General features: G+C 72.6%; 22 protein-coding genes. 12 read left to right on the forward strand and 10 right to left on the reverse strand.

Annotation, left to right across the window (positions count from 1 at the left end; genetic code table 11):
* Positions 1-92: 92 nt before the first annotated feature.
* Complete coding sequence (locus tag CJ197_RS11225) at positions 93-1,121, reverse strand: asparaginase (RefSeq protein ID WP_102236888.1); 1,029 nt, start codon at positions 1,119-1,121, stop codon at positions 93-95.
* Between the two features lie 199 nt (positions 1,122-1,320).
* Complete coding sequence (locus CJ197_RS11230; protein WP_102236842.1) at positions 1,321-2,481, reverse strand: methyltransferase domain-containing protein; 1,161 nt, start codon at positions 2,479-2,481, stop codon at positions 1,321-1,323.
* Positions 2,482-2,539: 58 nt separating this feature from the next.
* Between CJ197_RS11230 and CJ197_RS11235 the strand changes: the two genes are divergently transcribed.
* On the forward strand, positions 2,540-3,556 hold the full coding sequence (locus CJ197_RS11235) for a hypothetical protein (protein WP_102236843.1): 1,017 nt from the start codon (positions 2,540-2,542) through the stop codon (positions 3,554-3,556).
* Positions 3,557-3,574: 18 nt separating this feature from the next.
* Here the strand turns inward: CJ197_RS11235 and CJ197_RS11240 are convergent, their stop codons facing one another.
* On the reverse strand, positions 3,575-4,042 hold the full coding sequence (locus tag CJ197_RS11240) for a DUF3817 domain-containing protein (RefSeq protein WP_102236844.1): 468 nt from the start codon (positions 4,040-4,042) through the stop codon (positions 3,575-3,577).
* A gap of 103 nt (positions 4,043-4,145) precedes the next feature.
* On the opposite strand from CJ197_RS11240, the gene CJ197_RS11245 reads away from it, so the two are divergent.
* Positions 4,146-4,805 carry a GPP34 family phosphoprotein gene (locus CJ197_RS11245; protein WP_102236845.1) on the forward strand — a complete coding sequence of 220 codons (660 nt, stop codon included), beginning with the start codon at positions 4,146-4,148 and terminating at the stop codon, positions 4,803-4,805.
* Positions 4,806-4,868: 63 nt separating this feature from the next.
* On the opposite strand, the gene hrpB is transcribed toward CJ197_RS11245, so the two are convergent.
* Positions 4,869-7,472: an ATP-dependent helicase HrpB gene (gene hrpB, locus CJ197_RS11250; protein WP_102236846.1), complete on the reverse strand. Its 2,604-nt coding sequence runs from the start codon at positions 7,470-7,472 to the stop codon at positions 4,869-4,871.
* 200 nt (positions 7,473-7,672) lie between these two features.
* On the opposite strand from hrpB, the gene CJ197_RS11255 reads away from it, so the two are divergent.
* Positions 7,673-10,132, forward strand: coding sequence for a lamin tail domain-containing protein (locus CJ197_RS11255; RefSeq protein ID WP_102236847.1), 2,460 nt, complete (start codon positions 7,673-7,675; stop codon positions 10,130-10,132).
* A gap of 104 nt (positions 10,133-10,236) precedes the next feature.
* On the opposite strand, the gene CJ197_RS11260 is transcribed toward CJ197_RS11255, so the two are convergent.
* Positions 10,237-10,767: a hypothetical protein gene (locus tag CJ197_RS11260; protein WP_102236848.1), complete on the reverse strand. Its 531-nt coding sequence runs from the start codon at positions 10,765-10,767 to the stop codon at positions 10,237-10,239.
* A gap of 148 nt (positions 10,768-10,915) precedes the next feature.
* On the opposite strand from CJ197_RS11260, the gene CJ197_RS11265 reads away from it, so the two are divergent.
* A complete protein-coding gene (locus tag CJ197_RS11265) occupies positions 10,916-11,713 on the forward strand; it encodes a hypothetical protein (RefSeq protein ID WP_102236849.1) in 798 nt (265 codons plus the stop codon).
* Positions 11,714-11,999: 286 nt separating this feature from the next.
* On the opposite strand, the gene CJ197_RS15190 is transcribed toward CJ197_RS11265, so the two are convergent.
* The 3 genes from CJ197_RS15190 to CJ197_RS11285 form a co-directional block, all read right to left on the reverse strand.
* Positions 12,000-12,626: a hypothetical protein gene (locus CJ197_RS15190; RefSeq protein WP_158239464.1), complete on the reverse strand. Its 627-nt coding sequence runs from the start codon at positions 12,624-12,626 to the stop codon at positions 12,000-12,002.
* A gap of 149 nt (positions 12,627-12,775) precedes the next feature.
* On the reverse strand, positions 12,776-13,447 hold the full coding sequence (locus CJ197_RS11280) for a hypothetical protein (RefSeq protein ID WP_102236852.1): 672 nt from the start codon (positions 13,445-13,447) through the stop codon (positions 12,776-12,778).
* A 179-nt stretch (positions 13,448-13,626) separates the two neighbouring features.
* A complete protein-coding gene (locus tag CJ197_RS11285; protein WP_102236853.1) occupies positions 13,627-15,120 on the reverse strand; it encodes a glutamate--cysteine ligase in 1,494 nt (497 codons plus the stop codon).
* 111 nt (positions 15,121-15,231) lie between these two features.
* Between CJ197_RS11285 and CJ197_RS11290 the strand changes: the two genes are divergently transcribed.
* From CJ197_RS11290 to CJ197_RS11310, 5 genes are all read left to right on the forward strand, one after another.
* On the forward strand, positions 15,232-16,029 hold the full coding sequence (locus CJ197_RS11290; protein ID WP_233190877.1) for a hypothetical protein: 798 nt from the start codon (positions 15,232-15,234) through the stop codon (positions 16,027-16,029).
* Between the two features lie 172 nt (positions 16,030-16,201).
* The gene (locus CJ197_RS11295) at positions 16,202-17,497 is read left to right on the forward strand and encodes a DNA/RNA non-specific endonuclease (protein WP_102236855.1); all 1,296 of its coding nucleotides are present in this window, start codon (positions 16,202-16,204) and stop codon (positions 17,495-17,497) included.
* 32 nt (positions 17,498-17,529) lie between these two features.
* Positions 17,530-18,030, forward strand: a complete 501-nt coding sequence (locus CJ197_RS11300) for a hypothetical protein (RefSeq protein WP_102236856.1) — start codon at positions 17,530-17,532, stop codon at positions 18,028-18,030.
* Positions 18,031-18,227: 197 nt separating this feature from the next.
* Positions 18,228-19,472 (forward strand): hypothetical protein, encoded by a 1,245-nt coding sequence (locus CJ197_RS11305; RefSeq protein ID WP_102236857.1) that lies wholly within the window; start codon positions 18,228-18,230, stop codon positions 19,470-19,472.
* Between the two features lie 117 nt (positions 19,473-19,589).
* The gene (locus tag CJ197_RS11310) at positions 19,590-20,480 is read left to right on the forward strand and encodes an aminotransferase class IV (RefSeq protein ID WP_102236858.1); all 891 of its coding nucleotides are present in this window, start codon (positions 19,590-19,592) and stop codon (positions 20,478-20,480) included.
* A 14-nt stretch (positions 20,481-20,494) separates the two neighbouring features.
* On the opposite strand, the gene CJ197_RS11315 is transcribed toward CJ197_RS11310, so the two are convergent.
* On the reverse strand, positions 20,495-21,451 hold the full coding sequence (locus CJ197_RS11315) for a sugar-binding transcriptional regulator (protein WP_102236859.1): 957 nt from the start codon (positions 21,449-21,451) through the stop codon (positions 20,495-20,497).
* Between the two features lie 127 nt (positions 21,452-21,578).
* Between CJ197_RS11315 and CJ197_RS11320 the strand changes: the two genes are divergently transcribed.
* From CJ197_RS11320 to CJ197_RS11330, 3 genes are read left to right on the forward strand one after another with little or no spacing between them, the layout of a single operon-like run.
* Positions 21,579-22,073, forward strand: a complete 495-nt coding sequence (locus CJ197_RS11320) for a PTS sugar transporter subunit IIA (RefSeq protein WP_102236860.1) — start codon at positions 21,579-21,581, stop codon at positions 22,071-22,073.
* On the forward strand, positions 22,070-22,537 hold the full coding sequence (locus CJ197_RS11325; RefSeq protein ID WP_102236861.1) for an NUDIX domain-containing protein: 468 nt from the start codon (positions 22,070-22,072) through the stop codon (positions 22,535-22,537). The genes CJ197_RS11320 and CJ197_RS11325 overlap by 4 nt, the downstream gene beginning before the upstream one ends.
* Before the next feature lie 59 nt (positions 22,538-22,596).
* Positions 22,597-23,445 carry an aldo/keto reductase gene (locus tag CJ197_RS11330; protein WP_102236862.1) on the forward strand — a complete coding sequence of 283 codons (849 nt, stop codon included), beginning with the start codon at positions 22,597-22,599 and terminating at the stop codon, positions 23,443-23,445.
* 73 nt (positions 23,446-23,518) lie between these two features.
* Here CJ197_RS11330 and CJ197_RS11335 read toward each other — a convergent pair whose 3' ends face one another.
* On the reverse strand, positions 23,519-25,021 hold the full coding sequence (locus CJ197_RS11335) for an NAD-dependent succinate-semialdehyde dehydrogenase (RefSeq protein WP_102236863.1): 1,503 nt from the start codon (positions 25,019-25,021) through the stop codon (positions 23,519-23,521).
* Positions 25,022-25,098 lie beyond the last annotated feature (77 nt).

Consider the following 25,098-nt stretch of genomic DNA (forward strand, 5'->3'; position numbering starts at 1 on the left):
TGGTCGGGAACCCCTCCAGTGTGTCACCTGCCGCGGGGGCGTGCCGACGAGGGTGCCGGGCGGGCGCGGCAGGGGCTCGGTGCGGGACGGCCTCAGCTCTCGTACGGCGCGAATCCCGCGCGGATCCCGTCGGCCCCGTACCCGCCGACGAGCAGCACCTCCAGCAGCAGGCGCGCCGCATGCGGGGTGAGGCGCCCGGACATCACGACGCCGCTGCGGATGAGGTCCACTTCGCTGCCGGGGTAGTCGTAGTGGTGGGTGGAGGTGCCGCCGTGGGAGATGCGCGTGGCGACCACCACCGGCACTCCCGCGGCGATGAGGGCCCGCAGCCGCGGCATCATGTCCGCGGCTACATGCCCGAGCCCGACCCCGGCGATGACCAGGCCATCCAGGCTCCCCGGGGCGAGGGCATCCAGCAGGGCGCCCTCCTCGCCGAGGCCCGCGTGCAGCACCGGCACCCGCGGCAGCTGGTCCGGCAGCTCGGTCAGCAGGGGAGTGCGGCGTGCGGCGACGGGCCGATACAGCAGGTCCACGTCCTCGCGCGCCACGAGTCCCACGGGGCCAGAGGGGATCGAGGCGAAGGCGTCCACCGAGCGGGAGCTGACCTTCGTAACGCGGTCGGCCAGATGCACCTGGGCATCGAACACCACGAGCACCCCGAGCCCGCGCGCACCCGGCGCGGCGGCGGTGCGCACCGCGTCGCGCAGGTTGGCGGGCCCGTCGGCCCCCGGGGCGTTCGAGGGGCGCATCGCGCCGGTGAGCACGAGCGGCGCCTCCCGGTCCCACAGCAGGTCCAGCAGGAAGGCGGACTCCTCGAGGGTGTCGGTGCCGTGGGTGAGCACCACCCCAGCCGCACCGCCATCCACGGCGGTGCGGGCGGCCCTGAGCGCGCGGGCCAGGTGGGCGGGGGTGACCGACGGGGAGCCGATGTTCGCGATCTCCTCGTGGTCCACGGCCACGTCGTCCACGAGCGTGCGGGTGAGATTCTCGGGGGCGTGGTCACCGGGGGTGGCGCGCAGCCCGGTGGCGTCTTGCTGCATGAAGATCGTCCCGCCCAGGGACAGCAGCGCCACCCGGGCGCGCGGGGCCGCGGGGGAGAGGTCAGGGGAGGTCAGCTCCATGGCGCCATCATGGCAGGTGCGGGGTGGTGGCTCGCTCTCATCCAGCTCGGAGACGATCTGCACGGCTGGCTTCGACCTCGGCGTCGAGGAACTCCACCAGGCGGTCTTCGGGACGGACGGCGATCTGCGTGCTCATGGCGCGACCGCAGCACGCTGCATCCCATCATGGGATGCGTGCGGGTGGCGTGTACCGCTGGCCTCACGTCCGCACGAGCCGGGTCAGCACCTCCGCGTGCCGGGTGTGCGGGAACATGTCCACGTATCGCGCCTGGGCGATCCGGTAGGACGGCATCTGAGCGAGGTCTGCGGCGAGGGTGGTGGGGTTGCAGCTCGAATACACGACATCCGTCACCCCGGAGCCCTCGAGCCAGGTGGTGAGCTCCTCGCCGAGCCCGCGCCGCGGCGGGTTCACGATCACGGCGTCGGGCGGCCCGTCGGCCCCTTGAGTTGTCTCTTTGGCCCACTGGGTGGCGTCTCCGGCCAGGAACGTTGTGTGCTCCGCGCCGAGCGCGTCGGCCCCCTCTCGCGCCCCAGCGATCGCGGCGGCGGAGACCTCCACCCCGGTGATGAGGGCCGACGGGAGGGCGCGCGCCGCGTGCAGGGCGAAGCCCCCGAGCCCGCAGTACAGATCCCAGATGCGCATCCCCGCGTGGCGGGCCGCGGGCAGTGCGGCGATCCACGCGGCGGCCTGCCGATACAGCTGCCCAGCCACCTCGGTGTGGGTCTGTAGGAAGGAGCCCGGCGGCGCGAACAGCGTCACGTCCCCGGTGCGCACCGGGATCGCTGCGGGCCCGTGCAACGGGATCTCCGTCGCGCCCTCCACGGCGGTGGTGTGCTCGGGATGCAGGTTCGCGCTGACGGCGATGACCGAGGGGTGGGCCTTGAGCAGGCGCGGCAGATGCTCGACGAGCCGCGGCAGGGCCTTGTCGCTGCGCAGTACGAACCGCAGCTGATGCTCTCCGTCGGGCGTGGTTGTGACCAGCACGTTCTTGATTTCGCCGCGGCGGCGTGCGACGTCATACGGGGGGATCTGGGCGCGGCGGATCAGCTCCTTCGCGCCGGTGAGCACCGCCTCCACGCCTGCGGGGTACAGCGGGCAGTCGCACAGGTCCGCGCCGCGGGACTGCCCGGGCAGGGTCAGCAACGGCGCCTGGGCGGTGCCGCCGACGGCCATTTTCCCGCGGGCGCGGAAGCCCCGCTCCGCGCCGACGATCGGCTCCGACCAGATCGTGCCCGGCGCGAGATGCGGGGCGAGCAGCTGCTCGACGTGCTCGCGGCCGCGGGCGAGCTGCCGCGGGCGGGGGAGGTCCAGCAGCGTGCAGGACCCGCACGCGCCGGAGTCGAAGTGGTGGCACCGCACCCCCGGAGTCTACGAGCCGGGCAGTCGGCTGTCGCACCTCCGCGCTAGCCTCCGGGACATGTCCCGTGACGACGCCTCCCTCGATGAGCACGTCGCGAGCTGGCGCGACCAGCTCGTCGAGCTGTCCCTGCCCGGGGTCGGGGCGGTGACGGCACGGGTGGACGACACGCCCCCGGCCGACGAGACGCCGGAGGACGAGCCTGGCTTCCGGCGGCGGGAGCCGACGGTGCCGCCGGCACGGGAGACGGTGCGCCGCACGCTCGCCGCACGGCCGCCGCTCGTGCTTGAGCACGCCTGGCTGGTGGTGCCCGCTCTCGGGCCCGTGCTGCCGGTGGACGGAGAGGGCGTGGGGCTGGTCGGCGACCTGTCCGGCCGGCGACCGCCCGAGGAGGTGCAGGGCGAGAGCGCTGCGCCGGCCCGTCCCAGCCGGGAAGGGGTGGAGGTCGGGGCTCCGATCGGGGCTCCTCGGCGGCGTCCGCTCTCCCCGCGCTGGGGCTGGTTCCGCGTCCCCGCCGTGGCGGCGGCGCTGCGGGCGAGGGGCGGGATCGTCGGTCGCGGAGCGTTCGTCGGCCCTCGCCGGGAGTGGTACGAGCCGGCCGTCGCGACGCGCGAGGACCTGCTGGGCGCCCATCCGGACCAGGCGCTCGAGAGCGCGCTGGCGGCCGCGCGGGAGCTCGGACAGGTGGCGGTGCTGCGGATCGGGCCGGACGGGCTCGACGTCCACCCCACCGGCGCGGACCCGCGGGTCCCCGTGCTGGAGGGGCTCCAGCTGCAGGTCACGGCCCGGCCCGCGCAGTGCCCGCTGCAGGGCGAGGACGGCTGCGGGCCCTGTCGGCCCGTCGGCGGCCCCTGGATCCGCGCCTCGCAGGAGGCGCAGATCGACTGGGAGGCGCGGCGTGCGCAGGCCGTCGCGATGCTGGGCTGCGGGGTGTGCTTCGGGGAGGCGCTGCCGCCGGAGCCGGATCAGCCGCAGGTGCCGCGCCTGGCGGAGGCGGTGCCCGTCACGCACCTGGGCCGGCTGCACCTGCGCGGCGGCGGGAGCGTGCAGATCGACCCGCTCATCAGGCCGCGCTGACCCCGATCGCCGGGCTGATCAGGCGAACCACTCCGTGGGCGGGCCCGCCATCAGCAGCAGCGAGAACACCACCGCGACCATTACGATCGCGATCAGGCCGGCGAGCAGCGGATGGCGCAGCGCGAGGGCGACCACCTTCTCCGGGAACGAGCGCGGGGCGTCCTCGCGCAGCCGCCAGGAGTCCCCGAGCAGGCCCTTCCGGTGCGCCCAGCGCTCGAAGGGGACCGTGAGATACGGGACCAGGGCGGAGCCCAGCCCCATCGCCAGGCGCCCGAGGCTCCAGCGCTGATCGATCGCGACCAGCACCGTCACCACCACATAGGACAGGAACACGAAGCCGTGCAGGCTCCCGCCGATCCGCACCCCCACCTCGGTGACCTGCAGCGCGTACTTCAGCAGCATGCCGAGCAGCAGCAGGGTCCAGGTGACCATCTCGGCCAGGGCCAGCAGACGGTACAGGCGGGATGGGGTCCGGATCAGACGCATGGCCCTCATGGTGCCAGATGCCCGCTGGATCCCACCCGGGAGCAGGGGCGGGGTCCGACGATCGTCGGATTCGGTGCGGCGGAGCGCCTGCAAGGGTGGGGTCATGACGACGCATACGATCCCCGGAGAGCTGTTCCTGCTGCTGACCACCGACTCCGGCCGCCAGGACTCCACCTCCTACCGCCGCCAGGCCCTCGCGGGCGCAGCCATCGCTGAGCTTGTGCTGCGCGAGAAGATCGCGCTCACGGAGGGCCGCAACCCGAAGGTCCAGGTCCGCGACACGGTGCCCACGGACCTGCCCACTCTCGACCAGGCCCTCGGGGCTCTCGCGGATCTCGACGGCAAGGCCGTGAAGTCCGTGATCGGCCACCGGTCGATGGATCTCACCGAGGTGATCGGGGAGTCCTTCGCGGCCGACGGGGTGGTGCAGCGCAAGGACGGCTGGTTCACCACCACCTGGCCCACGCACGACGACACCGTCGAGACCGCGCTGCGCGCTCGACTGGCCCGCGCCGTGCGCGAGCCGCGGCAGGCCAGCCTGCAGGACGGGATCCTGCTGGAGCTGCTGCGCGGCCTCGGGATCGCGCACCGGATCCTCAAGGACGACGTTCCGGAGATGGGCCGACGGGACCTCGAGAAGGCCATCGCCGCGCTGAAGGTCGAGTCTCCCGAGGCCAAGGCCGTGAAGCGGATCATCGATGAGGCGATGACGGCGGTGATCGTGGCGACGACCGTGGTCTCCACCACGACCATCACCACCTGATACGCCGCGCGTCGGACCGGGCGCTCAGTGCCCGGACCGCCGCCCGTGACCTGAGCCGACGGTTCAGCCCCGGCGCCGCGTGGTGCGGGCGGTGGCTGGCGCTGTCCAGGGGTCCTCGGGCCACGGGTGCTTGGGGTAGCGGCCGCGCATCTCCTTGCGCACCTGCTGGTAGGGGCCGTCCCAAAAGGACCGCAGGTCATCAGTGACAGCAAGGGGCCGACCGGCGGGGGAGAGCAGGTGGAACAGCACCGGCACCCGCCCGCCCACCAGGCGCGGGGTCTCCGCCAGCCCGAACAGCTCCTGCAGCTTCGCCGCCACGACGCAGCGGCCCGTCGGATCCTCCGGGTCCGGGTACTGAATCCGTGCGGTCCGCCCCGAGGGCACCGGCAGCCGCTCCGGCACCAGCTCATCGAGGGCCGATGCCTCCGGCCAGGGCAGCAGCAGCCGCAGACCCCCGGTCACATCCACGGCGGCGAGGTTCGTGCTCCGGGCCCCGAGCTGCGGGGCGAGCCAGACCTCCAGCTGCTCCAGCAGCGCCGCCTCATCCATCGCCGGCCACGGTGCCCCGAGCTCTCGGTGCAGCAGTGCGAGCCGCGCCCGCAGCGTCGCGGCCGACTCCTTCCAGGTGAGGGCCGCAAGCCCCTGCTCACGCACCGCCGCGAGCACCGCCTCGCGCGCATCATCGCCCTGGACCCGCACGGGCGTGGAGGCCAGCTCGATCGCGCCGAGCCGCCGCAGCTGCCGCACCCGTACCGCACCGCCCTCCAGACGCGCCGAGCGCTCCTCGACGAGCAACCCGGCCCCAAGCGCGAGCGCATCGGCCTCCGCCAGGGGTGCGGCGGCCCGCAGCACCGCCCCGGTCCCATCCGCCGCCCGCCCCCGAGCGCGCTGCACCTCCCAGGCCACGAGCCACTCACAACCCAGCAGCCCACTGCCCTCCGGCAGGGCCGCCCGCGTCCCCGAGGCCAGCAGATAGGAGCGCGAACCCTCCCCAGTGCGGCGCGCGATCCGCTCCGGCCGGGCAAGCGCGAGCACCGCCCCGACCTGCTCCGCGTCCGTCGAGGCCGTGATCTCTGCCGCGGCGGTGGCCGCTGCGGTTTTCCCAGCGGTGATGTCGCTGCGCTCCCCGCGCCGCGACGTGACCAGGCGGCCCAGGCGGTCCCGCTCCCGTCGCCACCGCGGCGCCCCCGGGGCGCGGCCCGCCCGCAGATCCGCGAGCAGCCGCGGCAGGTCCGCGCCCGGCGGCCGATGGTCATCGGATACCGCCGCGACCACCTCGGCAGCCTGTCGCGCTGCCTGCGGGCCTGGCAGGGATGCGGCGCCGTCGGCCAGGGCCCGCGCCTCCCGCACCCCGATCGGCATCCGCGCCACCGCCTGCCCGGCGGGCGTCGGCCGCCCCTGCTCATCGACCAGCCCAAGGGCGCGCAGCGTTTCCTCTGCCGCGAGGATCTCCGCGGCCGGCGGGGCGGTCAGCAGCGTGAGGCATTCCCCGCGCGGCGTGCCCCAGCAGGCCAGCTGCAGCGCCGCATCGGTGAGGTCCGCGGCGGTGATCTCCGGCGGCGCCTGCGCAGGCATCCCCGCAAGCTCCGCCTCGCTGAACACGCGCACCGCCCGGCCGGGGCCGAGCCGCGCCGCCCGCCCGGCCCGCTGCGCCACCGCGGCTTCCGACGCACTCACCGTGACCAGGCCCGACATGTCCCGCCCGCGATCGCGCCGCACCTCACGCGAGAGCCCCGCATCGACCACCAGGTGCACGCCCGGCACCGTCAGGGAGCTCTCCGCAATTGCCGTGGATACCACGATCCGCGGCCGCTCCCCGGGCTGCCGTCCGGCCGTCGCGCGGTCCTGCTGCGCCGCCGGCAGCCGACCATGCAGCGCGAGGACCTCCACCCCGTCGCCGACGAGCCCACGCAGACGGGCCACGGTCTCATCGACCTCCCGTCCCCCGGGCACGAACACGAGCGCATCGGACCCGTCCGCGCTGCGGTGCGCGCTCGCCGTCACCCGCGCCAGGTGATCCAGGTACTCGCCGCGCACGCCGCGCTCATCCAGCCGCGGCCCGGGCGCCGGGGCGTGCTCGATCGAGAGGGGATGCAGGGCGCTTGGCACCTCGACGATCGCCGCGCCCTCCAGCACGGCCGCGACCGCGGCGGCGTCGAGCGTCGCGGACATCGCCCCCACCAGGAGATCTTCGCGCAGCTGCTGGGCCTCGGCGAGCATGCCCAGCAGCAGATCGGTCTCGAGCGACCGCTCATGCACCTCATCCAGCAGCACCGCCCCCACGCCGGGCAGCTCCGGATTGGCCAGCAGCCGCCGCAGCAGCACCCCCGGCGTCAGCATCTCCACGCGGGTGGAGCCGCTCACCTCCCGCTGCCCGCGCACGGTGAAACCCACCGGCCCGCCCAGCGCACTCCCGTCCAGGGTGGCCAGCCGACGGGCCGCCGCCCGCACCGCCACCCGCCGCGGCTGCGTGACCAGCGTGGTGCCCTCGACGAGATTCGCCACCAGCGGCGGCACGAGCGTGGTCTTGCCGGTGCCGGGCGGGGCGGTGACCACCATCGCGCCCCGGCGCGCCGCCTCCTCCAGCTGCGCCTGCTGCGTCCCGACGGGCAGTCCCGCTCCGATCCGAGCGAGGTCGAAACGGTGCGGGGCGGCGGCAGCAGGCATGTGCTCCATCATGCCTGCGCCCGGCGCCCCCGTCGGCCCCGGCCCTCGCTCGCCAGCCCCGTCGGCCCCATCCGCCCCTCACCCCGATCACGTCCTCGTTCACACCCGCGTTCACTCGCGGGCCACCGGGGCGCCGCGGATCATTCACACCGATCTGGTGAGATCCCGCAGGCCCATCCCACCCCCGTGAAGGAGAACCCATGCGCTCCCTGCCCGCCCTGTCGCGCCGTGCCGGCGCCCTGCTGATCGCCGGCGCGCTGTCCGCGCCGCTGGCCGCCGCGGTGGTCGGCGCCGCCCCGGCCCAGGCCGCCGACACGGACGTGGTGATCTCCGAGGTGGAGTCCTCCGACCCCGACGGCGGGGAGGACTGGGTGGAGCTGCAGAACACCGGCACTGAGCCGGTGGACGTCTCCGGCTGGTACCTCAAGGACGACAACGACGACCGCACCTGGCAGATCCCCGCCGGGACCGTCATCGAGCCCGGCGCCTTCCTCGTGCTCGACCACGAGAAGGCCGTGCCGGGCGGGTTCGACTTCGGCCTGGGCGGCGAGGATGCGGCCCGCCTGTTCGCCGCCGACGGCACCACGCTGATCGACGAGATCACCTGGACCGAGCACGCCCCCACCACGTACATCCGGATCGACGGCGAGGTGGTCGCCTCCGCCGAGCCCACCAAGGGCGCCGAGAACTCCGGGCCCTACGAGGCGCCCAAGGCGCCCGGCGACCACCCCGATGCCGGCACCATCCGGGTCACCGAGGCGGTCTCCGAGGGGGATGACTGGGTGGAGATCATGAATGTCTCCGACCGCGAGGTGGACCTCTCCGGCTGGTACCTGCTGGATGAGAAGGACCTCCCCAACGAGACCCCGCACGTGCTGCCCGCCGGCACGACCCTCGCCCCCGGGGAGATCCTGCAGATCACCGGCATGCCCTTCGGCCTCGGCAAGGGCGATCAGGCCCGCCTGTTCACCGATAACGGCTACCTCATGGACGGTCTGGCCTGGCCGGAGGGCACGCACGCCGCCCCCTCCTGGCAGCTGTGCGGCCCCGAGGGCACGGCGGGCATGAGCCACGTGGCGACCCCAGGCGCCCCGAACGCCTGCGGCGATGTGGTCATCACGGAGACGAACTCCAAGGGCGATGACTTCGTGGAGCTCACCAATCTCGGCGAGCAGCCGGCGGACCTCTCGGGCCATCGCATCCTCGATGACGACGACGAGCACGTGTTCACGATCCCCGAGGGCACCGTGCTGCAGCCCGGCGAGATCCTCCTGATCACCGGGGATGAGCTGGGCTTCGGTCTGGGCGGCGAGGACATGGTGCGCCTGCAGGACCCGAGCGGCGAGCTGCTGGGCCAGGTCGCCTGGAGCGAGCATGTGCTGCCCTCGAACGCGCTGTGCGACGGCGTCTACGGGCCCTCCGGCGCCGCGACCCCCGGTGCACAGAACGACTGCGGTCCGGGCGAGGGTGACCTCGAGACGACTCCGCTGCCCACCGATGGGAACGTCATCGCGGCCGATGACCCCTCCGAGTGGGGTGAGGACCTGTCGGGCCTGGATCTGCAGATCCTCGAGGACGGCACCCAGGTGCTGTGGGCCGTGAACAATGACGCCGGGCAGATTTCCCGCCTCGAGCGCGACGGCGAGGGCATCTGGCGCCAGAGCGAGGGCTGGCCCACCGGGGGCAAGCTCACCCGCTTCGCCGACGGCGCCGGCACCCCCGACGGGGAGGGCATCTCCGTGGGCACCGACGGGCTGATCTACGTTTCCGCCGAGCGGGACAACGACACCAAGGGCACCAGCCGCAATACGATCCTTGCCTTCGATGCGAGCAGCAGCGAGCAGGAGCTCGTGGCCGTCTCCGAGTGGAACCTCACCGAGGTGCTGCCGACCACGTCGGCCAACGGCGGCCTCGAGGGCATCGAGATGGTGGGCCCCGAGGCGATGGCGAACCTGGGGGTAGAGGTCCCGGCCGCGCAGGCTTACGCCTTCGTGGTGCTCGAGGACACCGGTGACGTGTATGCCCTGGCGCTGCAGGCCGATGGGTCCGCGGAGCTGCTCGCCACCCTTCCCTCGCCGCTCGATGGCCTGATGGCGCTGGACTACGACGCGGCCAGCAACACCCTGTGGGCCTTCGGCGATGAGGCGGTGCAGGGCATGTCGGTGCAGTACAACCTCGGCGCCAAGACCGTCGAGGCCGGTCCGGTGCTGGAGCGCGCAGAGGGTATGCCCGAGCAGTTCGCGAACGAGGGTGTGGCCCTCGAGCCGACGGATGTGTGCACCGAAGGGGTGCGCATGGCCTGGTTCGCCGATGACGCGGATACCGACGGCACGAACCTGCGCGGCATCGGCCTGCTGGATGAGCGCTGCGATGCCGGCAGCGCCCCCGAGGAGGAGCAGCCCGGCGAGGAGAAGCCGGACGACGAGACCCCGGGCGAGGAGGATGCGGCCGATGAGGATTCCGCCGATGACGAGTCCGGAGCCGTAATCGAAGTCGGCACCGGCGGCAGCGCCCCGTCGGGCACGAGCCCGTCCGGCAGCACCGCGACCGGTGCCCGGCCGCTCGCCCGCACCGGTCTGGAGGCGGGTGCGCTCGCCGCGGCCGCCGCGGGCCTGGGCCTGCTGGGCACCTGGCTGGTGCGCCGCTCCCGCCGCGCCTGAGCCGCAGCCGCACCGGGGCGCGTCCCCGGTGCGGCTAGTCGCCATCGGTGACGTCGCGGTGCAGCCGATTCTAGTGATGCAGGCGGTTCAGCCGACCCGTCGGTTCAGTCGATGAGGTCGAACTCGACCTGCTCGGTGTCCGCGCACACGCTGGTCACCGACAGGGTCCACAGGTCGATCGTGACGGTCTCCCCGAGGGTGATCGGCTCGACCTCACGCGGCTCCCCATCGCCGATGGTGGCCTCCAGCAGCGCGCGATCATCCTCGATGTCGACGACCGTCACCGTGAGGGTCTCCCCGGCGCGTTCGGGCAGGCCGGGCTCTGCGGTGTCACCCACGGAGGCGAAGAAGGCGCCCTCACCGGAGCAGGCCGCGGGTGCCTCGAAGTCCTCGGGTGCGGGGGTGATGGGGTAGGGATCCTGCGGCAGGGCGACCGAGCTCTCCCCGCCGCCATCGGAGGTATCGTCCGCCTCACCGCCGGCATCGGAAGCACCCCCGGCATCTGAGGCTGCGGCGGGATCCTCCGCCGGGGACGGTTCCTCGCCGCCGGTGCAGGCGGTGCCCAGCAGGGTCAGGGCGAACAGTGCGCCGGCCAGGCGGGCACGGGCGGGACGGGAAGTGGGCAGCGCGCTCACGGGCAGATCCTCACGTCGACGGGCGCGAACGGGCCCACGGTAGTCGATTGGTCCGGGTGCCCTCGGCCACCGCCCGGCGGACGCAGGCGCCCGGGCATGCCACCATGCTGGGGACACCGGCAGGGCCACAGCAGCGGAGGGAAGGCACATGGCAGCAACCCCACCCCGCCCGAGCCCGCGCGATCTCGCCGGCCGCATCGACCCCGCTCGCCGCGTCACCCCCGTCGACTACACCGCCGTGCCACGGCCGGGCAGCGCGGAGCCGCAGAACACCCCCGAGAAGGCGCCCGCCCCGTCCACCCCGTCGGGCCCGCTGCCGCGGCGCTCCCCGTCGGGCCCGTTGCCGCGACGCCGGGCTCGCACGATCGAGCTGCCGCGCCGCGCTCCATCGGCCCCCTCAGAGGCGCTGGTGACCCTGGACGCCGACGATCCGCGGCCGGTGCCGCGCCCGCTGCGGATCGACGACGGTGAGATCCGTGTGGTGGGCATCCAGACGCTCGAGCGGGAGCAGGTGGTGCTCACGGTCGCCGACCCGGAGGACGCCTGGAGCGCCGATGCCGGGGCCAGCGACCACTTCCTGCGCGGCCCCCTCGTGGTGCAGGTGCGGCGCGTGGACAACGCCGTGATCGGCGCGTTCTCTCGCGCCTATGCGCTGTCGGTACGGCCGACGGAGGTGGAGCGCAGCCTCGCGATCGCGGAGGATGCGGCCGGGCGCTCCGCCCGTGGGGGCCGCGGCACCCGCCATCCCACAAGTCGACGTGAGCTGCTGGAGCGCATGGAGCAGGCGGGGTTCGTGGTCCGTGCCGGGTCCACCCATGGCCGTGTCACCCACCCGGAGCATCCGGGGCTGTTCGTGCCCTTCGCCTCCACCCCGTCGGACCGTCGCTTCACCCGCCACGCGGTCGCGCAGATCCGTCGCGTATTCGGCATCGACCTGCGGCACTGACCGGGCCTGCGGCGCTGACCGGTCCCGTCGCGTTGACCGGGCCGACCCCGAACACCGGCCCTGAACAGGAAAGTGCCCCGGCTCGTCCCCACGAGCCGGGGCCATCCCTTTCCCCCGCGTCCCGGATCAGCGGAGCCTGCTCCTCCTCAGTCAGCGGCTCCTCCGGTGACGCGTTGCCACTAGTGAACCGGTGCTAGTTCGAAGATCACTGGGCCGCGCCTGGCGATTTGCTGAAAATCGTTCCCGGACGGTGGCGCGAATCCCGGGACGGGAGTGGAACCGCAGATCAGGAACCTGCGGGGACCTTCACCGGGTTGCCGCCGGTACCCACCGGATCGGTCATCTCCACCTCGGCGACCGTGACCCCGCTCTCAGCATCCCCCACCAGAGTCACCGGCACGGAGTCTCCGGGGAGGATCTCCTGCTGCGGAGCGGTCACGTAGCTGACGTGCACGTCATTGCCGGAGGTGTCGTAGAACGCGAAGTCGGCGTCCGCCAGGTCGATGGTGTCGTCCAGATTGTTCGTGATCGTCAGCTCGAGGATGATGAAGGTGTCCAGCTGAGGCTTCTTCTCCTCGCCCTCGAACTCGAAGGTGGAGGCCGTGCGCGGCGTCGAGGACGACAGCGTCATCCCGGACTCTTCGGTGGTCGGATCCTCGGTGGGCTCATCGATCGGATCGTCCGTCGGATCGTCCGTCGGATCGTCCGTCGGGTCCTCAATGGGTTCCTCGCTCGTGGTGGGGCCGGAGGTGGGATCCTCCGTGTCGCCGCTCTGGCCCAGGAACCACACCCCGCCGCCGATCACGGCGATGAGCAGCGCCACCAGTGCCAGGCAGCCGCAGGCCAACCCGATGTACAGGCCAGTGCGGCTCTTCTTCGGCGGGGTGGGCGGCATCCCGTAGGGGTTGCTCATGAGGGGTCCTCCATGCGATGTGAACGAACTGCTGGCCACACGCTATACCGCCTCATGCAGCCGTGCGATGGGGAGGACTCCCCGCCGCGCATCGCCGACGATGTCTCGTGCCGGACAGTGGGATCAGCCCGGCAGGAGCCGAGAGCGGCTCAGGGGTGCCAGTCGACGTGCATCCCGGGGATCTGCGCATGCGTGCGTCCGCCGATGCCCCGGATCTCCTGGACCCCGAACTGCTGCGACCAGCGGGCCAGATGGGCCGGGCAGCCCGCGGCTTCCAAGCCGCGGTGCAGCTGCTCGGCGAGCACCTGTGCCTGCGGGGTGCTGAAGATGACGATCCCGCGCCCCGGCTGCGGTGGGCGCGGGATGGGACCGAGCCCTGTGCGCCGATCTGGCCCCACGAAGGTGACCGCGAGGTCGGCCCCGGGGGCGAGGTTCCAGTCGCTGCTGATCATGCGGGAGGTGCCACGGAAGGGCCGAATGTCATCGATCGAGGAGAACACGCGCAGCGACGCGGGATGGATCTCCGTGAACAGCGTCTCCCGCGGTGCCCCGCCCAGCAGCGACCGCCCCACCACCACGCCACGCTCGTGCAGGTCCAGGAACGACGAACAGCTCCAGGCGAGGAACGCCACCGCAAAGATCCCGATGATCCCGCCGACGGGCACCGCGGCCCACAGCATCCACGGCAGCTCCCGCCAGATCCTCAGAACGATCGACATCGCGATGACGAGGGGCCCCAGCGAGAGGTACCACAGCATCGCGAGCACCGAGGGGGCGGTGCGGAAACGGTGCAGCCGCGCCCCGAGCACAGCAGCGGCCATCGTGGTCAGGCCCCGGCTGCGTCGTCGTGCAGGATCGAGGCCGCGCAGGCGAGCGTGCGTCGGGTCGCACGGGGAGCGGTGGGGCTGGTGGTCATGAGGTCTCCGGGGTGGTGGCTGAGGCTGGCGGGGCGATGAGTTCCAGGATGTCAGGCCAGCAGAGTGGCGTCAGTGCCGCCCTCTCACCGCTGCCGGGCCGGGACCTTCCAGGCGTGCACGGGCGCCCCGGAGCTGACCGCATCGCGGTAGCGGCGGGTCATCTCCGCGAGTGCCTCCGCGCGGGTGGCGCCGCGCAGCTCGAGGGTGGTGACGGTGTCGATCTGCCAGCGGGCACCGTTGCGGCCGGTGCGGGCGCGCTCGGAGAGGATCCCGCCGTAGTGGTCCACCACATCCGGGTCCGCGCCCAGGTGCTTGAGCCCCTCCACGGCCTGGGGGATCAGCTTCTCCTGCAGCAGGTCCGCCACGCGCACGCGGCCCATGCGGGGCCAGCGGATTCGCGCCTCCAGGCCCCAGCGGGCGCACTGGTGGAAGTTCTCATCGGCCTGCTCGAAGCTCATCCGTGACCACAGCGGCCGCCGCTCATGCACCAGTGCGTGTGCGAGCCCGTAGAAGAATGCGGCGTTCGCGGCCATGTCCGCGGCCGTCGGCCCGGCCGGCAGCAGCCGGTTCTCCAGCCGCAGATGCGGCACGTCGGTCCCCGGGTCGTAGATCGGCCGATTCCACCGCCAGACGGTGCCGTTGTGCAGCATCAGCTCATGCAGCCGCGGCGCCGCCCCTGCGGTCAGCAGCGGCTCCTCCGCCATCTCCCGCGACTCCGGGATCAGCGCGGGGAACAGCCGCACGTTCTCCTCGAACAGGTCGAACATCGAGGTGATCCAGCGTTCGCCGAACCACACGCGCGGACGCACGCCCTGCGTCGCATACTCGATGGGCCGGGTATCCAGGGCCTGCACGAAGGTGGGGATGCGGGTCTCGTGCCACAGCCGCTTGCCCAACAGGAACGGCGAGTTCGCCGCGAGCGCCACCTGCGGACCGGCGATCGCCTGGGCCGCGTTCCAGGCGGCCGCGAACTGCTCGGGCGGCACCTGCAGGTGCAGCTGCATCGAGGTGCACGCGGACTCCGGGGCGATCGAGTCGAAGCTCGCATCCAGCCCCTTGCCCTCGCCCTCGATCCGCAGGGTGATCTCCTCCCCGCGGGCCTCGAGCACGGAGTTCTCGAGCGCCTGGTAGCGAGCGCCGGGGGCGCGCCAGCTCTCCTCAGCAAACAGGTCCTCGGTGATGGTGGGCAGATGGCCGATGGGCACCACCCGGGCCCCGCGCCCCCGCGCGGCGTCATCGGCCCGATCGACCTTGGCCCCCAGATCCTCTTCGAGCTGGGCGATGCCGCGACCGGTGGGGTGGCTGACCGGAAGGTTCACCTCGAGGTTGAAGGCACCGATCTCGTGGACATACTCCTCATCGTCGAGATCCTCGAGCACCTGCGACGCCACGAGCGCGGGCTCCATCGAACCGGTCTCGGCGAGGTTCATCTCGAGCTCCACGCCCACGGTGCCCTCGTCGACGAACTCGGAGGTGTCCAGGAACGTCTCGAACAGGTCGAGGTTGCGCTTGAGGTCCCGCCGGTAGCGGGTGCGCTGGGATCTCGTGTACTCGGTGGTGCCGATCTCGCGTCCCATCAGACCTCCAGGTGCTCGGGGCGGGCGGGGACATCCAAACACGCCCCCGCCCTCGACGGCGAGCCCGTCTGACACTGCGGTCAGCAGCGGTCCGCCTGGCACACTGGGCGCGTGAGCACCCCGATGTCCGCCCCGCGCCTGCCCTGGCCCACCGCCGCCGAGCCCCTGCCGCTCGCATCCCTGCGCCCCGTCCTGGACCGCCTGTCCTCCCTCGCCACGCGGCATGGTGAGGATGTGCAGATGATCCCCGGCGCGGCCCTCGCCGAGACGGAGGTGGCCGCTGATCCGCCGCCCGCCCTCGAACAGCTCACCGATGAGCTGGGCGGGGTGAGGCTGCGGGAACTACCGCTGCTGACCCTGCAGATCGAGGAGCGCACCGATGTGGGTCCCTACACCCTGCTGGGGGAGCCGACGAGCTTCTACCCCCTCTACGAGACGCCCGACGCCGCGGTGATCCTCACCCTCGATGAGCACGGCGCCCCGGGCGCGGTGTACGGCATCGGCGAGGACCTCGCCCTGCAGCTGGCCGCCCCCGACCTGCCCACCTACCTCGACCGATTCACGGACGCCCTCGAGCGGACCCTCGCGGCCCTGACCGAGCGCGGCCCCGCCGCCGAGGACTCCGCCGACGCCCGCACCGACGCCGCCGAACAGTTCATGGACGAGCACCTGTTCGCCGCACTGCTGGGCATGCGCGAGCTCGCGGACATGCCGCAGGCCGCGCCCTGCTCCGCGGAGCAGGTGGCTGATGCGGCCGAGGTGGCGGGGGCGCTGGCGATCTGGGATCTGCGCGGCGCCGCGCTCGGCACCCGCGTGGACCTCATGGACACCGACACCCCGGGCGACCCGCTCGCCCTGCATGTGCGCTTCGGGGCCGACGGGCTCGTGGTCACCCTGCAGGACGGCTGAGCATCGCCCTGCAGGACGGCTGAGCGCACCCCCGTCGGCCCACCCGGGGTCCTCCCGCAGCCCTGCCAGAGCCCTGTCGTACCGGATGGGGAGAACTCCCCATGTCCAGCCCACAGCGCCGCCGATAGGTTGGCTGCGGCCGGAGCAGAGCGGGCGTAACAGGGGAGAGGCCGTGAACGGATTCCTGGGGGCGGATACCGAGTCCCTACGGCAGGCAGGCGGCACCGTAGAACGCGGTGCCCAGCGCATCGACGACCTCGCCGTACGCCTGGCCGCACTCATCGAGAGCGTGGACTGGCAGGGCCCGGATGCGGAGGCCTTCCGCGTCGACTGGGCCGCGCGGGTGCGCCCTGACCTGGATCGCAGCGCCATGCGGCTGCGCGAGGACTCCCGCGAGCTGACGGATCACGCCGAGGAGCAGGACGCCACCTCCGATCCGGGCGGCGAGTCCGGCCGCGGGGCGGGAGTCGGCGAGGCCATCGGCGCCGTGGGACGCGCCCTCGGCGGCGCAGCAGGAGCCGCGATCGGCGCCGCGGCCACCGCTGCTGAGGCGGCGACAGAGATGGAGCTCGGGGAGATCCAGCTGCTGGCCGCAAGCGCCCCGCTCGACGGGGCGCAGCGCATGGCGGCCTCCGCCGCGGACGCCTCCGATGCGGTGGGCGCCGAGAGCGAGCTCGCCTATGACGACACCGGGATGATGCTCGAGCCCCCGCCCACGGAGCACACGGTCCGCGTCGATGGCGACCACGAGCTCGCCCCGTCGGCCGATGACGTCCCCTTCGGCATGGACAGCGAGGGCAATCCGCTGCAGCTGGACCCCGAGACCCGCTATGACGTGGGAGATCACGGCACCTACTACACCGATGGCAACGGTGATGTGGTGTACGTCGAGGCCACCGGCGGCGGCAAGCAGATGAACCCGAATCTGCGCGAGGTCTTCCCCGACGCGACGTACCACGTCAACGAGTCCACGTACTACCAGACCGATGAGCTGGGCCGCACCGAGCACATGTACGTCCCGGACGTCATCGTGGACCGCGATATGTCCCGCTCCCAGTCCATCCAATCCAAGATCGCCGAGCGCTGGGACATGGCCGGGGACGGCACCTCCGAGCCGGTCGAGTTCAATGCCGGCCACGTGCTGGCCCGCCAGCTGGGCGGCATCCGCGAGGAGATCAACTACACCCGCCAGTGGGATGAGGTGAACCAGTCCCGCAGCGGCAAGGACACCATCTACACCTACGAGACCCTCATGGCCGACGGGATCGAGGACGACGGGAAGTCCTACTCCTATGAGACGCGCGTGAACTGGGGCGATGAACAGCCCAAGGGGGTCAGCCCGGAGAAGGGCTCCGCCCCGTGGGAGTACGTGCCCGAGAGCTACGACGTGACCATCCACGAGGACGGCGAGAAGATCGTGGACGATCATCTGGCCAACTACCCTGACGGTGCCCGTTTCCCGCGCTGAGCGCGCCTGATCCACCGCCGAGAGGGAATGCCATGACCGACCAGCCGATGCCCCCCGGACCACCAGCGCCGGGCCCATCCCCGATGGAGCGCCAAGGGGAGCTGCTGCGCGACCTCGCCACCGTGCTGCTGAGCTCCCTGGACCTCACCGAGAGCTGGGCCGGGGTGGGCGCGGCATTCATCCCGCATGCGGAAGAATGGGCCGGCCGGATCGTCATCACCGACCGGGACGGCACCGCGAGCGGCGGCGACGCCACCTTCGCGACTGATTCCCAGATCACCCTGCTGCTGGATGCGCTGCAGCAGGCCACCGCCGAGCAGGAGCAAGCGTTTGTCTCCGTGCGCCTGGACTTCCGCCGCCCGGCGGAGGACCCGGACCGCATCGCCCTGTCCACGGACTTCACCTACGACGAGGATCCGGGGAGCTTCGATGGCCTGGGCGGGATCGACCGCGCCTACGCCTACCAGCTCGCCTCCCGGGTGGGGGCGGACCGCGTGCCGGCCTGGGTGCGGGAGATGCTCCCGGAGGTCTGAGCGGGGCCGGGCGGTCCAGAGGCCGGGCGGTCTATGGGCCGGGCGGTTCAGGGGTGGGGCGGTCCATGGGGACTCCTCCCCATGGTCGCCAGTGACCAGCGCCCCTACGCTGGTCATGACGAGGGACCCGGGCCGATGGGCCCGGCGGGAGCACAGTAGGACAGGCAGCAGCGAGCACAGAAGGGGGACGGCGGTCGATGAACGCGTTCTGGGGGGCGGATACCGAGGCGCTGCGCACCATGTCGCAGATCGTGGCGCGGCGCTCGGGCGCGGTCGAGGACCTCGAGACCCTGCTGACGGGCCTGATCGACCGCGTCGAGTGGCTCGGCGAGGACGCTGACCGGTTCCGCGCCGACTGGTCCGGCGCCGTGCGCCCCGGCCTGCAGGACTGCAGCGTGGAGCTGCGGCATCGCGCCCGGCGGCTGCTCGAGCACGCCGATGAGCAGGAGAGCGCCTCGACGCTGGGTGCGCATGATTCCGGAGGCGCTGGCGGGGGCGCCGGTGGTGGGGGCGGTACCGGTTCCGGCGGTGGCTCCGGCTCTGGCGGCGGCGGTTCTCGCGGTGCAGGCGGCGGCACGGGCTCTGGTGGCGGTTCGGGTTCCGGTGGCGCCGGGGCTGGCCTGGGCGGAACTCCGCAGGAGCAGGTGGAAGCAGGTATCGGGGCGCTGCTCGGCGCGGCCGTCGGGGAGGGCGCACTGCAGCAGTCCTTCGAGCTGCTCGGCTCCACCCCGCAGGGTGAGGAGCTGTCCCGTGTGCTCGCCTCGGCCTTCGGCCCCGAGGGCCAGGGTGGCCAGGGCGGCGGTGGGGTGGCCGATGCCTTCGGTGAGCTCCTCAGCGCCGTGATGAACAACCCGGTGGCGCGGGCCGCATTCCTCGGGGCGCTGATGGGCACCGTGTTCGGTGGGCTGGTCGGCGGGATCCTCGCCTCCCTGCTCTCCGGGGGCGCCGGCTCCGTGGGGGAGGGGCTGCGCGATCTCGGCACCGGCCTGAACCACGAGACCGGGATGGGCATCGGCACCGGGGTCGGAGACATGATCGGCTCCGGGGCGCTCAGCGGCGCGGGATCCGAGCTCTCCAGCGGCGGGGGTGCTGGTGGCGGCGGGGGTGCATCCGATGCCGGCGCTGCCGGGGGTTCCGGCGGTGGTGACGCTGCGGGCGGCGGAGGCGGCGGTGCGTCCGGCGGGGGTGGCGGTGCCTCCGGTGGCGCGAGCGCTCCGGTCGGTGGCGGGGAGACAGAGGCCGCCGCCCCGGTGGTCACGACCCTTGGGCCGCAGGGCCTCGAGCACGGCGCGAGCATGACCGGCGGTTCTTTGGGCGGACGCTTCATCGCCGAAAGCTCCGGCGAGAGCATGACGATGTTCGAGCGGCTCGTGGCCTACCTCTCGGAGGCCTTCGGTCAGCGTGGCGGCACGTCCGCCGGGGAGGCCATCGGCCGCGGCTGAACCGTCGGCCACCAGTCCCGCTGAGCCGTCGCTCCTCGCGCAGCCCGGCGCACACATATCCCGGCGCTACCCTGGTTCCAGCCCCTTCGGCGGGGACCGCGCAGCAGGAGATGTGTCATGAACAGCAGCGATCGGCGATCCGACGTCCTCGTCATGGTGCCGGGGGTGATGGGCTCCGCGCCGGACGGCGCCGAGGCATTCCACCTGGCCGCGATCGACTCCCCGCAGCTGCTGGTCACCGATTTCGTGGCCACGCGCGGCGATGGCGTGTTCGAGACGCTCGGTGCCTTCGACGGCACACTCGTGAATGTGCGCCCGCACCTGGAGCGCCTGACCCGCTCCGCCGCGATGATCGACCTGCCCGCCCCGGACCTCGAGGTCCTCACAGCCGCGCTCGACGCGGCGGTCGCCGCCCATGAGCCGGTGCGCGAGCTCACCGTGCGCCTGTCCCTCACCCGCGGGGTCGAGGGGACCGATGAGCCCACCTGCTGGATCCACGCCCGCACCGCCGAGGACTACGCACCCGCCCGCGCCGGACTGCGCGTGATCACCCTCGATAGGGGCCTGTCCACGACCGCCCCGGCAACCAGCCCCTGGCTGCTCGCGGGCGCGAAAACCCTCTCCTACGCCGTGAACATGGCGGTGCTGCGCGAGGCCCAGCGCCGCGGCGCCGAGGAGGTGCTGTTCGTCTCCTCCGACGGCTACGCCCTCGAAGGCCCCACCTCCACGCTCCTGGTGCAGCGCGAGGACCGCTTCCTCACCACCCCCGTGAGCGCCGGAGTGCTCCCCGGCACCTCAGTGACCAGCGCTTTCGATGCGCTACGGGCGATGGGACGCCAGTGCGCCGAGGAGCTGCTCACCCCGGCGCAGGTGAAGGAGTCCCAGGGCGCCTGGCTGCTGTCCTCAGGCCGACTCGCCTGCCCCATCACCCACCTCGATGAGGCCGAGCTGCCGGTGGACCGCGAGCTCACCGCCCGCATCGGCGACGCCATCGCCGGGCGCAGCTGAGCGCCCGCCGCTTCTCAGATCCCGGCAAGCACCGCGCGGGCCAGCTCCGTGTCCACCACGAGGGTGTGGATCGCCCCGGAACGCAGCACCCCCGTGAGCCCCGCGGCCTTCTCCGCGCCGGCCGCCACACCCAGCACCTGGGGGACGCGCAGCAGCTCGGAGAACGTCACGGCGAGCACCCGCTGATCCGTCGGCGCCCCGAGCGGCACCCCGGAGGCATCGACGAACCGCCCGCACACATCGCCCACCGGCCGCTGCGCGAAAAACCGCTCCTGCTCGGCCGAATCCAGCGCCATGAGCTCGACGATCCGCGAGGAGGAGTGCACGCCCACCGAGCCGATGCCCACCAGCGCGAGCTCCACCTGCGCGGCCGCCTCCAGCACCGAGCCGATCGAGGACTCCGCCCGCAGCGTCGCCGCGGCCGTCCCCGACTCCAGCACCGCCGGGGCATACAGCATCTCCGGTCGCGCCCCCAGCCGGTCCGCGAGAGTCCGCAGCACCGATTCGCCCGCATCCAGCTCATCCAGGGCGCTGTGCCCACCCACGAGCGGCAGCACCCGCGGGGCCGGACGCAGCCGATGGGCGGGCAGCGCCGCCACAGTGGACTGCACCGTCTGCCCCCAGGACACCCCGATGCTTCCCACCTGCGGCGCCAGTTGCTCCAGCAGCGTCGCGCCCGCCCGCGCCACCGCCTCGATCCCGGGGGTGCGGGGGGCGGAGACCACCTGCACCGCCTGCAGCGAGAACGCTGAGCGCAGCGCCGCCTCGAGCGCGGCATCCCGCTGCGGCGGACCGTCGGGATCATGGATCGTGATCTCCACGATCCCGCGCTCGCGCGCCTGCGAGAGGATCCGTGAGACATTCGAGCGCGACAGCCCGAGCTCCGCGGCGATCTCGGTCTGCGAGCAGCCCTGCTCGTAGTACAGCCGGGCCGCGCGCACGATCACGGCGGAATCGCGAGGCGCGGGCATGGGTCCTCCTGCAGGGACGGGGATGACGCGCGGCGCCGGGGCGGGCCGCGCGGGTTGCGCTCAGCGTACGCATCGGCGCTGCGTGAGTGTCAGAATCTAAGGAGCACCTCCGGCGGAAGCGAGCCCCATGACCCACGAGCACACCCCCGCGCCCCGCGCCCCTCTCGCCCTGCACCTCGTCCTCGCGCAGTGCGAGGCCGCGAGCAGCGCGGAGGTCCTGGAGACCCTCGCCGCGCAGCTGCTGCACGACGGCGTGGTCTCCGCGGACTTCCCGCGCGCGCTCGCCGAGCGGGAGGCCGCCTACCCGACGGGCCTGCCCACCCCGATCCCCACCGCGATCCCGCACGCCGATCCGCAGCATGTGCAGCGCCCCGGCCTCGCGCTCGCCACCCTCGCTCAGCCGGTGGCCTTCGGGGAGATGGCCGCGCCGGGCCGGGAGGTCGCGGTGCGCCTGGTCGCGATGCCGCTGCTGACCGACGCCCGCGAGCACCTGGCCGCCCTGCAGCGCCTGATGGGTGTGCTGCGCGATGAGCAGCTGGTGACGCAGCTGCTCGCAGCCCCCGATGACGCATCGCTGCGGGCGCTGGCCGAGCAGCATCTGACGGGGGAGCAGAACGCATGAGCCAGCCTCGCGTGGGCGTGAAAGCCCTGATCATCGACGACGGGAAGGTGCTGCTGAACCACTACGTCGATGACCGCGGCGGGGAGGCGTACGCCCTGCCCGGCGGTGGCCAGCAGCATCGTGAATCCCAGCCGGAGGCGCTCGTGCGCGAATGCGAGGAGGAGATCGGCGCGCTCGTGGAGGTGCACCAGGTGGCGCTGATCTATGAGGTGATGATGGAGCGGCGGATGGTCGGCGGCGCCCCGATCCCGCCCTTCCACCAGGTCAACACCGTCTACTGGTGCGGTCTCGCCGAGGGAGAGGAGCCGGGGCTCGGCCCCTCCCCGGATCGCGGTCAGGCCGGTACCGCCTGGATTGCGCTCGATGAGCTCGACGCGCATCCGATCCACCCGGTGCAGCTGGGGGCGTGGCTGCAGTCCGATCCCAGCTCGCGCCCGCTGTCCCTCGGCGTCACCGGGGTGTGAGTTCTCCCGGCGCCCGATAGCCTGGTGCGGATCCGACCGTCACCGACCTGAGGAGCATCATGATCACCACCCCCGCTGTGTCCTTCCGCGACGGCCGTTCCATCCCGCAGCTGGGATACGGCGTCTGGCAGGTCCCGAACGATGTCGCGGCCGATGTGGTGGTCACCGCTCTCGAGGCCGGCTACCGCCACGTCGACACCGCCCGCGGCTACGAGAACGAGGCCGGTGTGGGACAGGCGCTCAAGCGCGCCGGTCTGGGGCGCGATGAGGTGTTCGTGACCTCCAAGGTCCCCAACCAGGACCAGGGCCGCGACAAGACCCTCAAGAGCTTCGAGGGCACCATGCAGGACCTGGGCCTGGAGGAGCTGGACCTGTACCTCGTGCACTGGCCCGCCCCCGCCAACGGTCTGGCGCTGGAGACCTGGAAGACCCTCATCGAGCTGCAGGAGCAGGGGCGCATCCGCTCCATCGGCACCTCGAACTTCCGCATCCAGGACCTCGAGATGCTCGAGCAGGAGACCGGCGTGCTGCCGGTGCTGAACCAGATCGAGCTGCACCCCTACTTCGCGCAGCACGAGATGCGCGAGTTCCACGCCTCCAAGGGCATCGTCACCGAGAGCTGGTCCCCGCTGGGCCAGGGCGGCGGCGAGCTCGAGGATCCCGTCATCACCGGGATCGCTGAGGCGCATGGCGCCACCCCGGCGCAGGTGATGCTGGCCTGGAACCTGGCCCAGGGGCACGTGGTCATCCCCAAGTCCGTCACCCCCGAGCGGATCACCTCGAACCTCGCCTCCCTCGAGCTGCAGCTCACCGCGGAGGAGATCGCGGCGATCGACGCGCTGGACAAGGGTGAGGACGGCCGCCGCGGCGGGCACCCGGACCACTTCTCCGGCTACCAGGGGGCCTGAGCCCCACCTCGGAGGCCCTACAGCGCCGAGCTCACAGCCGCTGACGCTCTGCCCAGAGCGGCAGGCGCACGGCTCATAGCGGCAGGCGCACGTAGGTGGTCTCCAGGTACTCCTCGATGCCCGTCGGCCCTCCTTCGCGGCCGAGCCCCGACTCCTTCACACCGCCGAAGGGGGCCGAGGGGTCCGAGGCGACACCCAGGTTCACCGCCACCATCCCGGACTCGATGCGCTGGGCCACGGCGGTGACCTCGGCGAGGTCCGCCCCGACCACATAGCTCATGAGCCCGAACTCGGTGCGGTTCGCAGCCCGGATCATCTCCTCCACCTCGTCCAGGACGATCACGGGAGCGACCGGCCCGAAGATCTCCTCGCGGGTCAGGCGCGCATCGGCCGGGACATCGGCCAGCACCGTCGGCAGATAGTAGAAGCCGTCCGCGCAGCCGGCCGGCAGCTCCTCGGCCGTGGCGCGGCGGCCGCCGGTGAGCACACGCGCGCCACGCTCCACGGCATCGGCCACGAGCTCCTCCACGGTCTTCAGCGCCGCGGCGTCGATGAGGGGGCCGATGGTGCTCGCCGGATCAATGCCCGGCCCCAGCACCAGCTCCTCAGTGGCCTCACGCAGCCGCGTCGTGAACTCCTCGGCGCGCGAGGAATGGACGTAGAAACGGTTCGCGGCCGTGCAGGCCTCGCCGTTGTTGCGGAACTTCGCGGGCATCGCCGCGGCGATCGCGGTGTCCATCTCGGCGCTCGGCAGCACGAGGAACGGGGCGTTGCCACCCAGCTCCATCGAGGAGCGCAGCACATGCTCAGAAGCCTGGGCCAGCAGGGTGCGGCCCACCGCGGTAGAGCCGGTGAAGGAGACCTTGCGGAGCCGTGCATCGGCCATCAGCGTGGCGGACAGGCCGCGGGAATCCGAGGTCACCACGCAGTTCACCACCCCGTCGGGCACCCCCGCATCCCGCAGGATCTCCATCAGCACCAGGGACGTCAGCGGCGTGGCGGAGGCGGGTTTGAGCACCACCGTGCACCCGGCAGCGAGCGCCGGGCCGATCTTCCGCGTCCCCATCGACAGCGGGAAGTTCCATGGCGTGATCGCGAGCACCGGTCCGACGGGGCGGCTCGTGGTGAGGATGGCTTCGGCAGCGGTGGGGGCGGTGCGGAACGAGCCGGGCAGGCGCACCGCCTGCTCGGCGAACCAGCGCAGGAACTCCGCGCCGTAGGTCACTTCACCGCGAGCTTCGGCCAGCGGCTTGCCCATCTCGAGGGTCATGAGCAGGGCGAGACCCTCGGCGCGCTCATGGCACAGCTCGTACGCACGGTGCAGGATCTGCGAGCGCTCCCGCGGGAGGGTGCGCGCCCAGTCCTCCTGCGCTGCCACGGCGGCATCCAGCGCCTGGGTGCCGACGACGGCGGCATCCGCATCGACCACGCTGGTGAGGGCCTGACCGGTGGCCGGGTCGAGCACCTCCAGTCCCGCGCTGCCGCCCAGGAAGGCGCCGTCGACGAAGGAGCTGCGAGGCACTGCCTCGAGCAGGGCGGTGATGCGCGCGGACTGGGTGGTGTCGGCCGGGGTCATCGGAACTCCTCCATCAGATCGCAGGTGACGCCGTGGTCGATGACCAGGATCACCTGCCAGATGCAGTCGAGCAAGGC

This window comes from Brachybacterium sp. UMB0905, from assembly GCF_002871795.1.
GTDB lineage: Bacteria > Actinomycetota > Actinomycetes > Actinomycetales > Dermabacteraceae > Brachybacterium.

Coding starts and splice junctions, on each gene's coding strand:
- CJ197_RS11225 (WP_102236888.1), bottom strand. CDS start 1,121: ATGGAGCTGACCTCCCCTGACCTCTCCCCCGCGGCCCCGCGCGCCCGG.
- CJ197_RS11235 (WP_102236843.1), top strand. CDS start 2,540: ATGTCCCGTGACGACGCCTCCCTCGATGAGCACGTCGCGAGCTGGCGC.
- CJ197_RS11240 (WP_102236844.1), bottom strand. CDS start 4,042: ATGCGTCTGATCCGGACCCCATCCCGCCTGTACCGTCTGCTGGCCCTG.
- CJ197_RS11245 (WP_102236845.1), top strand. CDS start 4,146: ATGACGACGCATACGATCCCCGGAGAGCTGTTCCTGCTGCTGACCACC.
- hrpB (WP_102236846.1), bottom strand. CDS start 7,472: ATGCCTGCTGCCGCCGCCCCGCACCGTTTCGACCTCGCTCGGATCGGA.
- CJ197_RS11255 (WP_102236847.1), top strand. CDS start 7,673: ATGCGCTCCCTGCCCGCCCTGTCGCGCCGTGCCGGCGCCCTGCTGATC.
- CJ197_RS11265 (WP_102236849.1), top strand. CDS start 10,916: ATGGCAGCAACCCCACCCCGCCCGAGCCCGCGCGATCTCGCCGGCCGC.
- CJ197_RS15190 (WP_158239464.1), bottom strand. CDS start 12,626: ATGAGCAACCCCTACGGGATGCCGCCCACCCCGCCGAAGAAGAGCCGC.
- CJ197_RS11280 (WP_102236852.1), bottom strand. CDS start 13,447: ATGGCCGCTGCTGTGCTCGGGGCGCGGCTGCACCGTTTCCGCACCGCC.
- CJ197_RS11285 (WP_102236853.1), bottom strand. CDS start 15,120: ATGGGACGCGAGATCGGCACCACCGAGTACACGAGATCCCAGCGCACC.
- CJ197_RS11300 (WP_102236856.1), top strand. CDS start 17,530: ATGACCGACCAGCCGATGCCCCCCGGACCACCAGCGCCGGGCCCATCC.
- CJ197_RS11305 (WP_102236857.1), top strand. CDS start 18,228: ATGAACGCGTTCTGGGGGGCGGATACCGAGGCGCTGCGCACCATGTCG.
- CJ197_RS11310 (WP_102236858.1), top strand. CDS start 19,590: ATGAACAGCAGCGATCGGCGATCCGACGTCCTCGTCATGGTGCCGGGG.
- CJ197_RS11315 (WP_102236859.1), bottom strand. CDS start 21,451: ATGCCCGCGCCTCGCGATTCCGCCGTGATCGTGCGCGCGGCCCGGCTG.
- CJ197_RS11320 (WP_102236860.1), top strand. CDS start 21,579: ATGACCCACGAGCACACCCCCGCGCCCCGCGCCCCTCTCGCCCTGCAC.
- CJ197_RS11325 (WP_102236861.1), top strand. CDS start 22,070: ATGAGCCAGCCTCGCGTGGGCGTGAAAGCCCTGATCATCGACGACGGG.
- CJ197_RS11330 (WP_102236862.1), top strand. CDS start 22,597: ATGATCACCACCCCCGCTGTGTCCTTCCGCGACGGCCGTTCCATCCCG.
- CJ197_RS11335 (WP_102236863.1), bottom strand. CDS start 25,021: ATGACCCCGGCCGACACCACCCAGTCCGCGCGCATCACCGCCCTGCTC.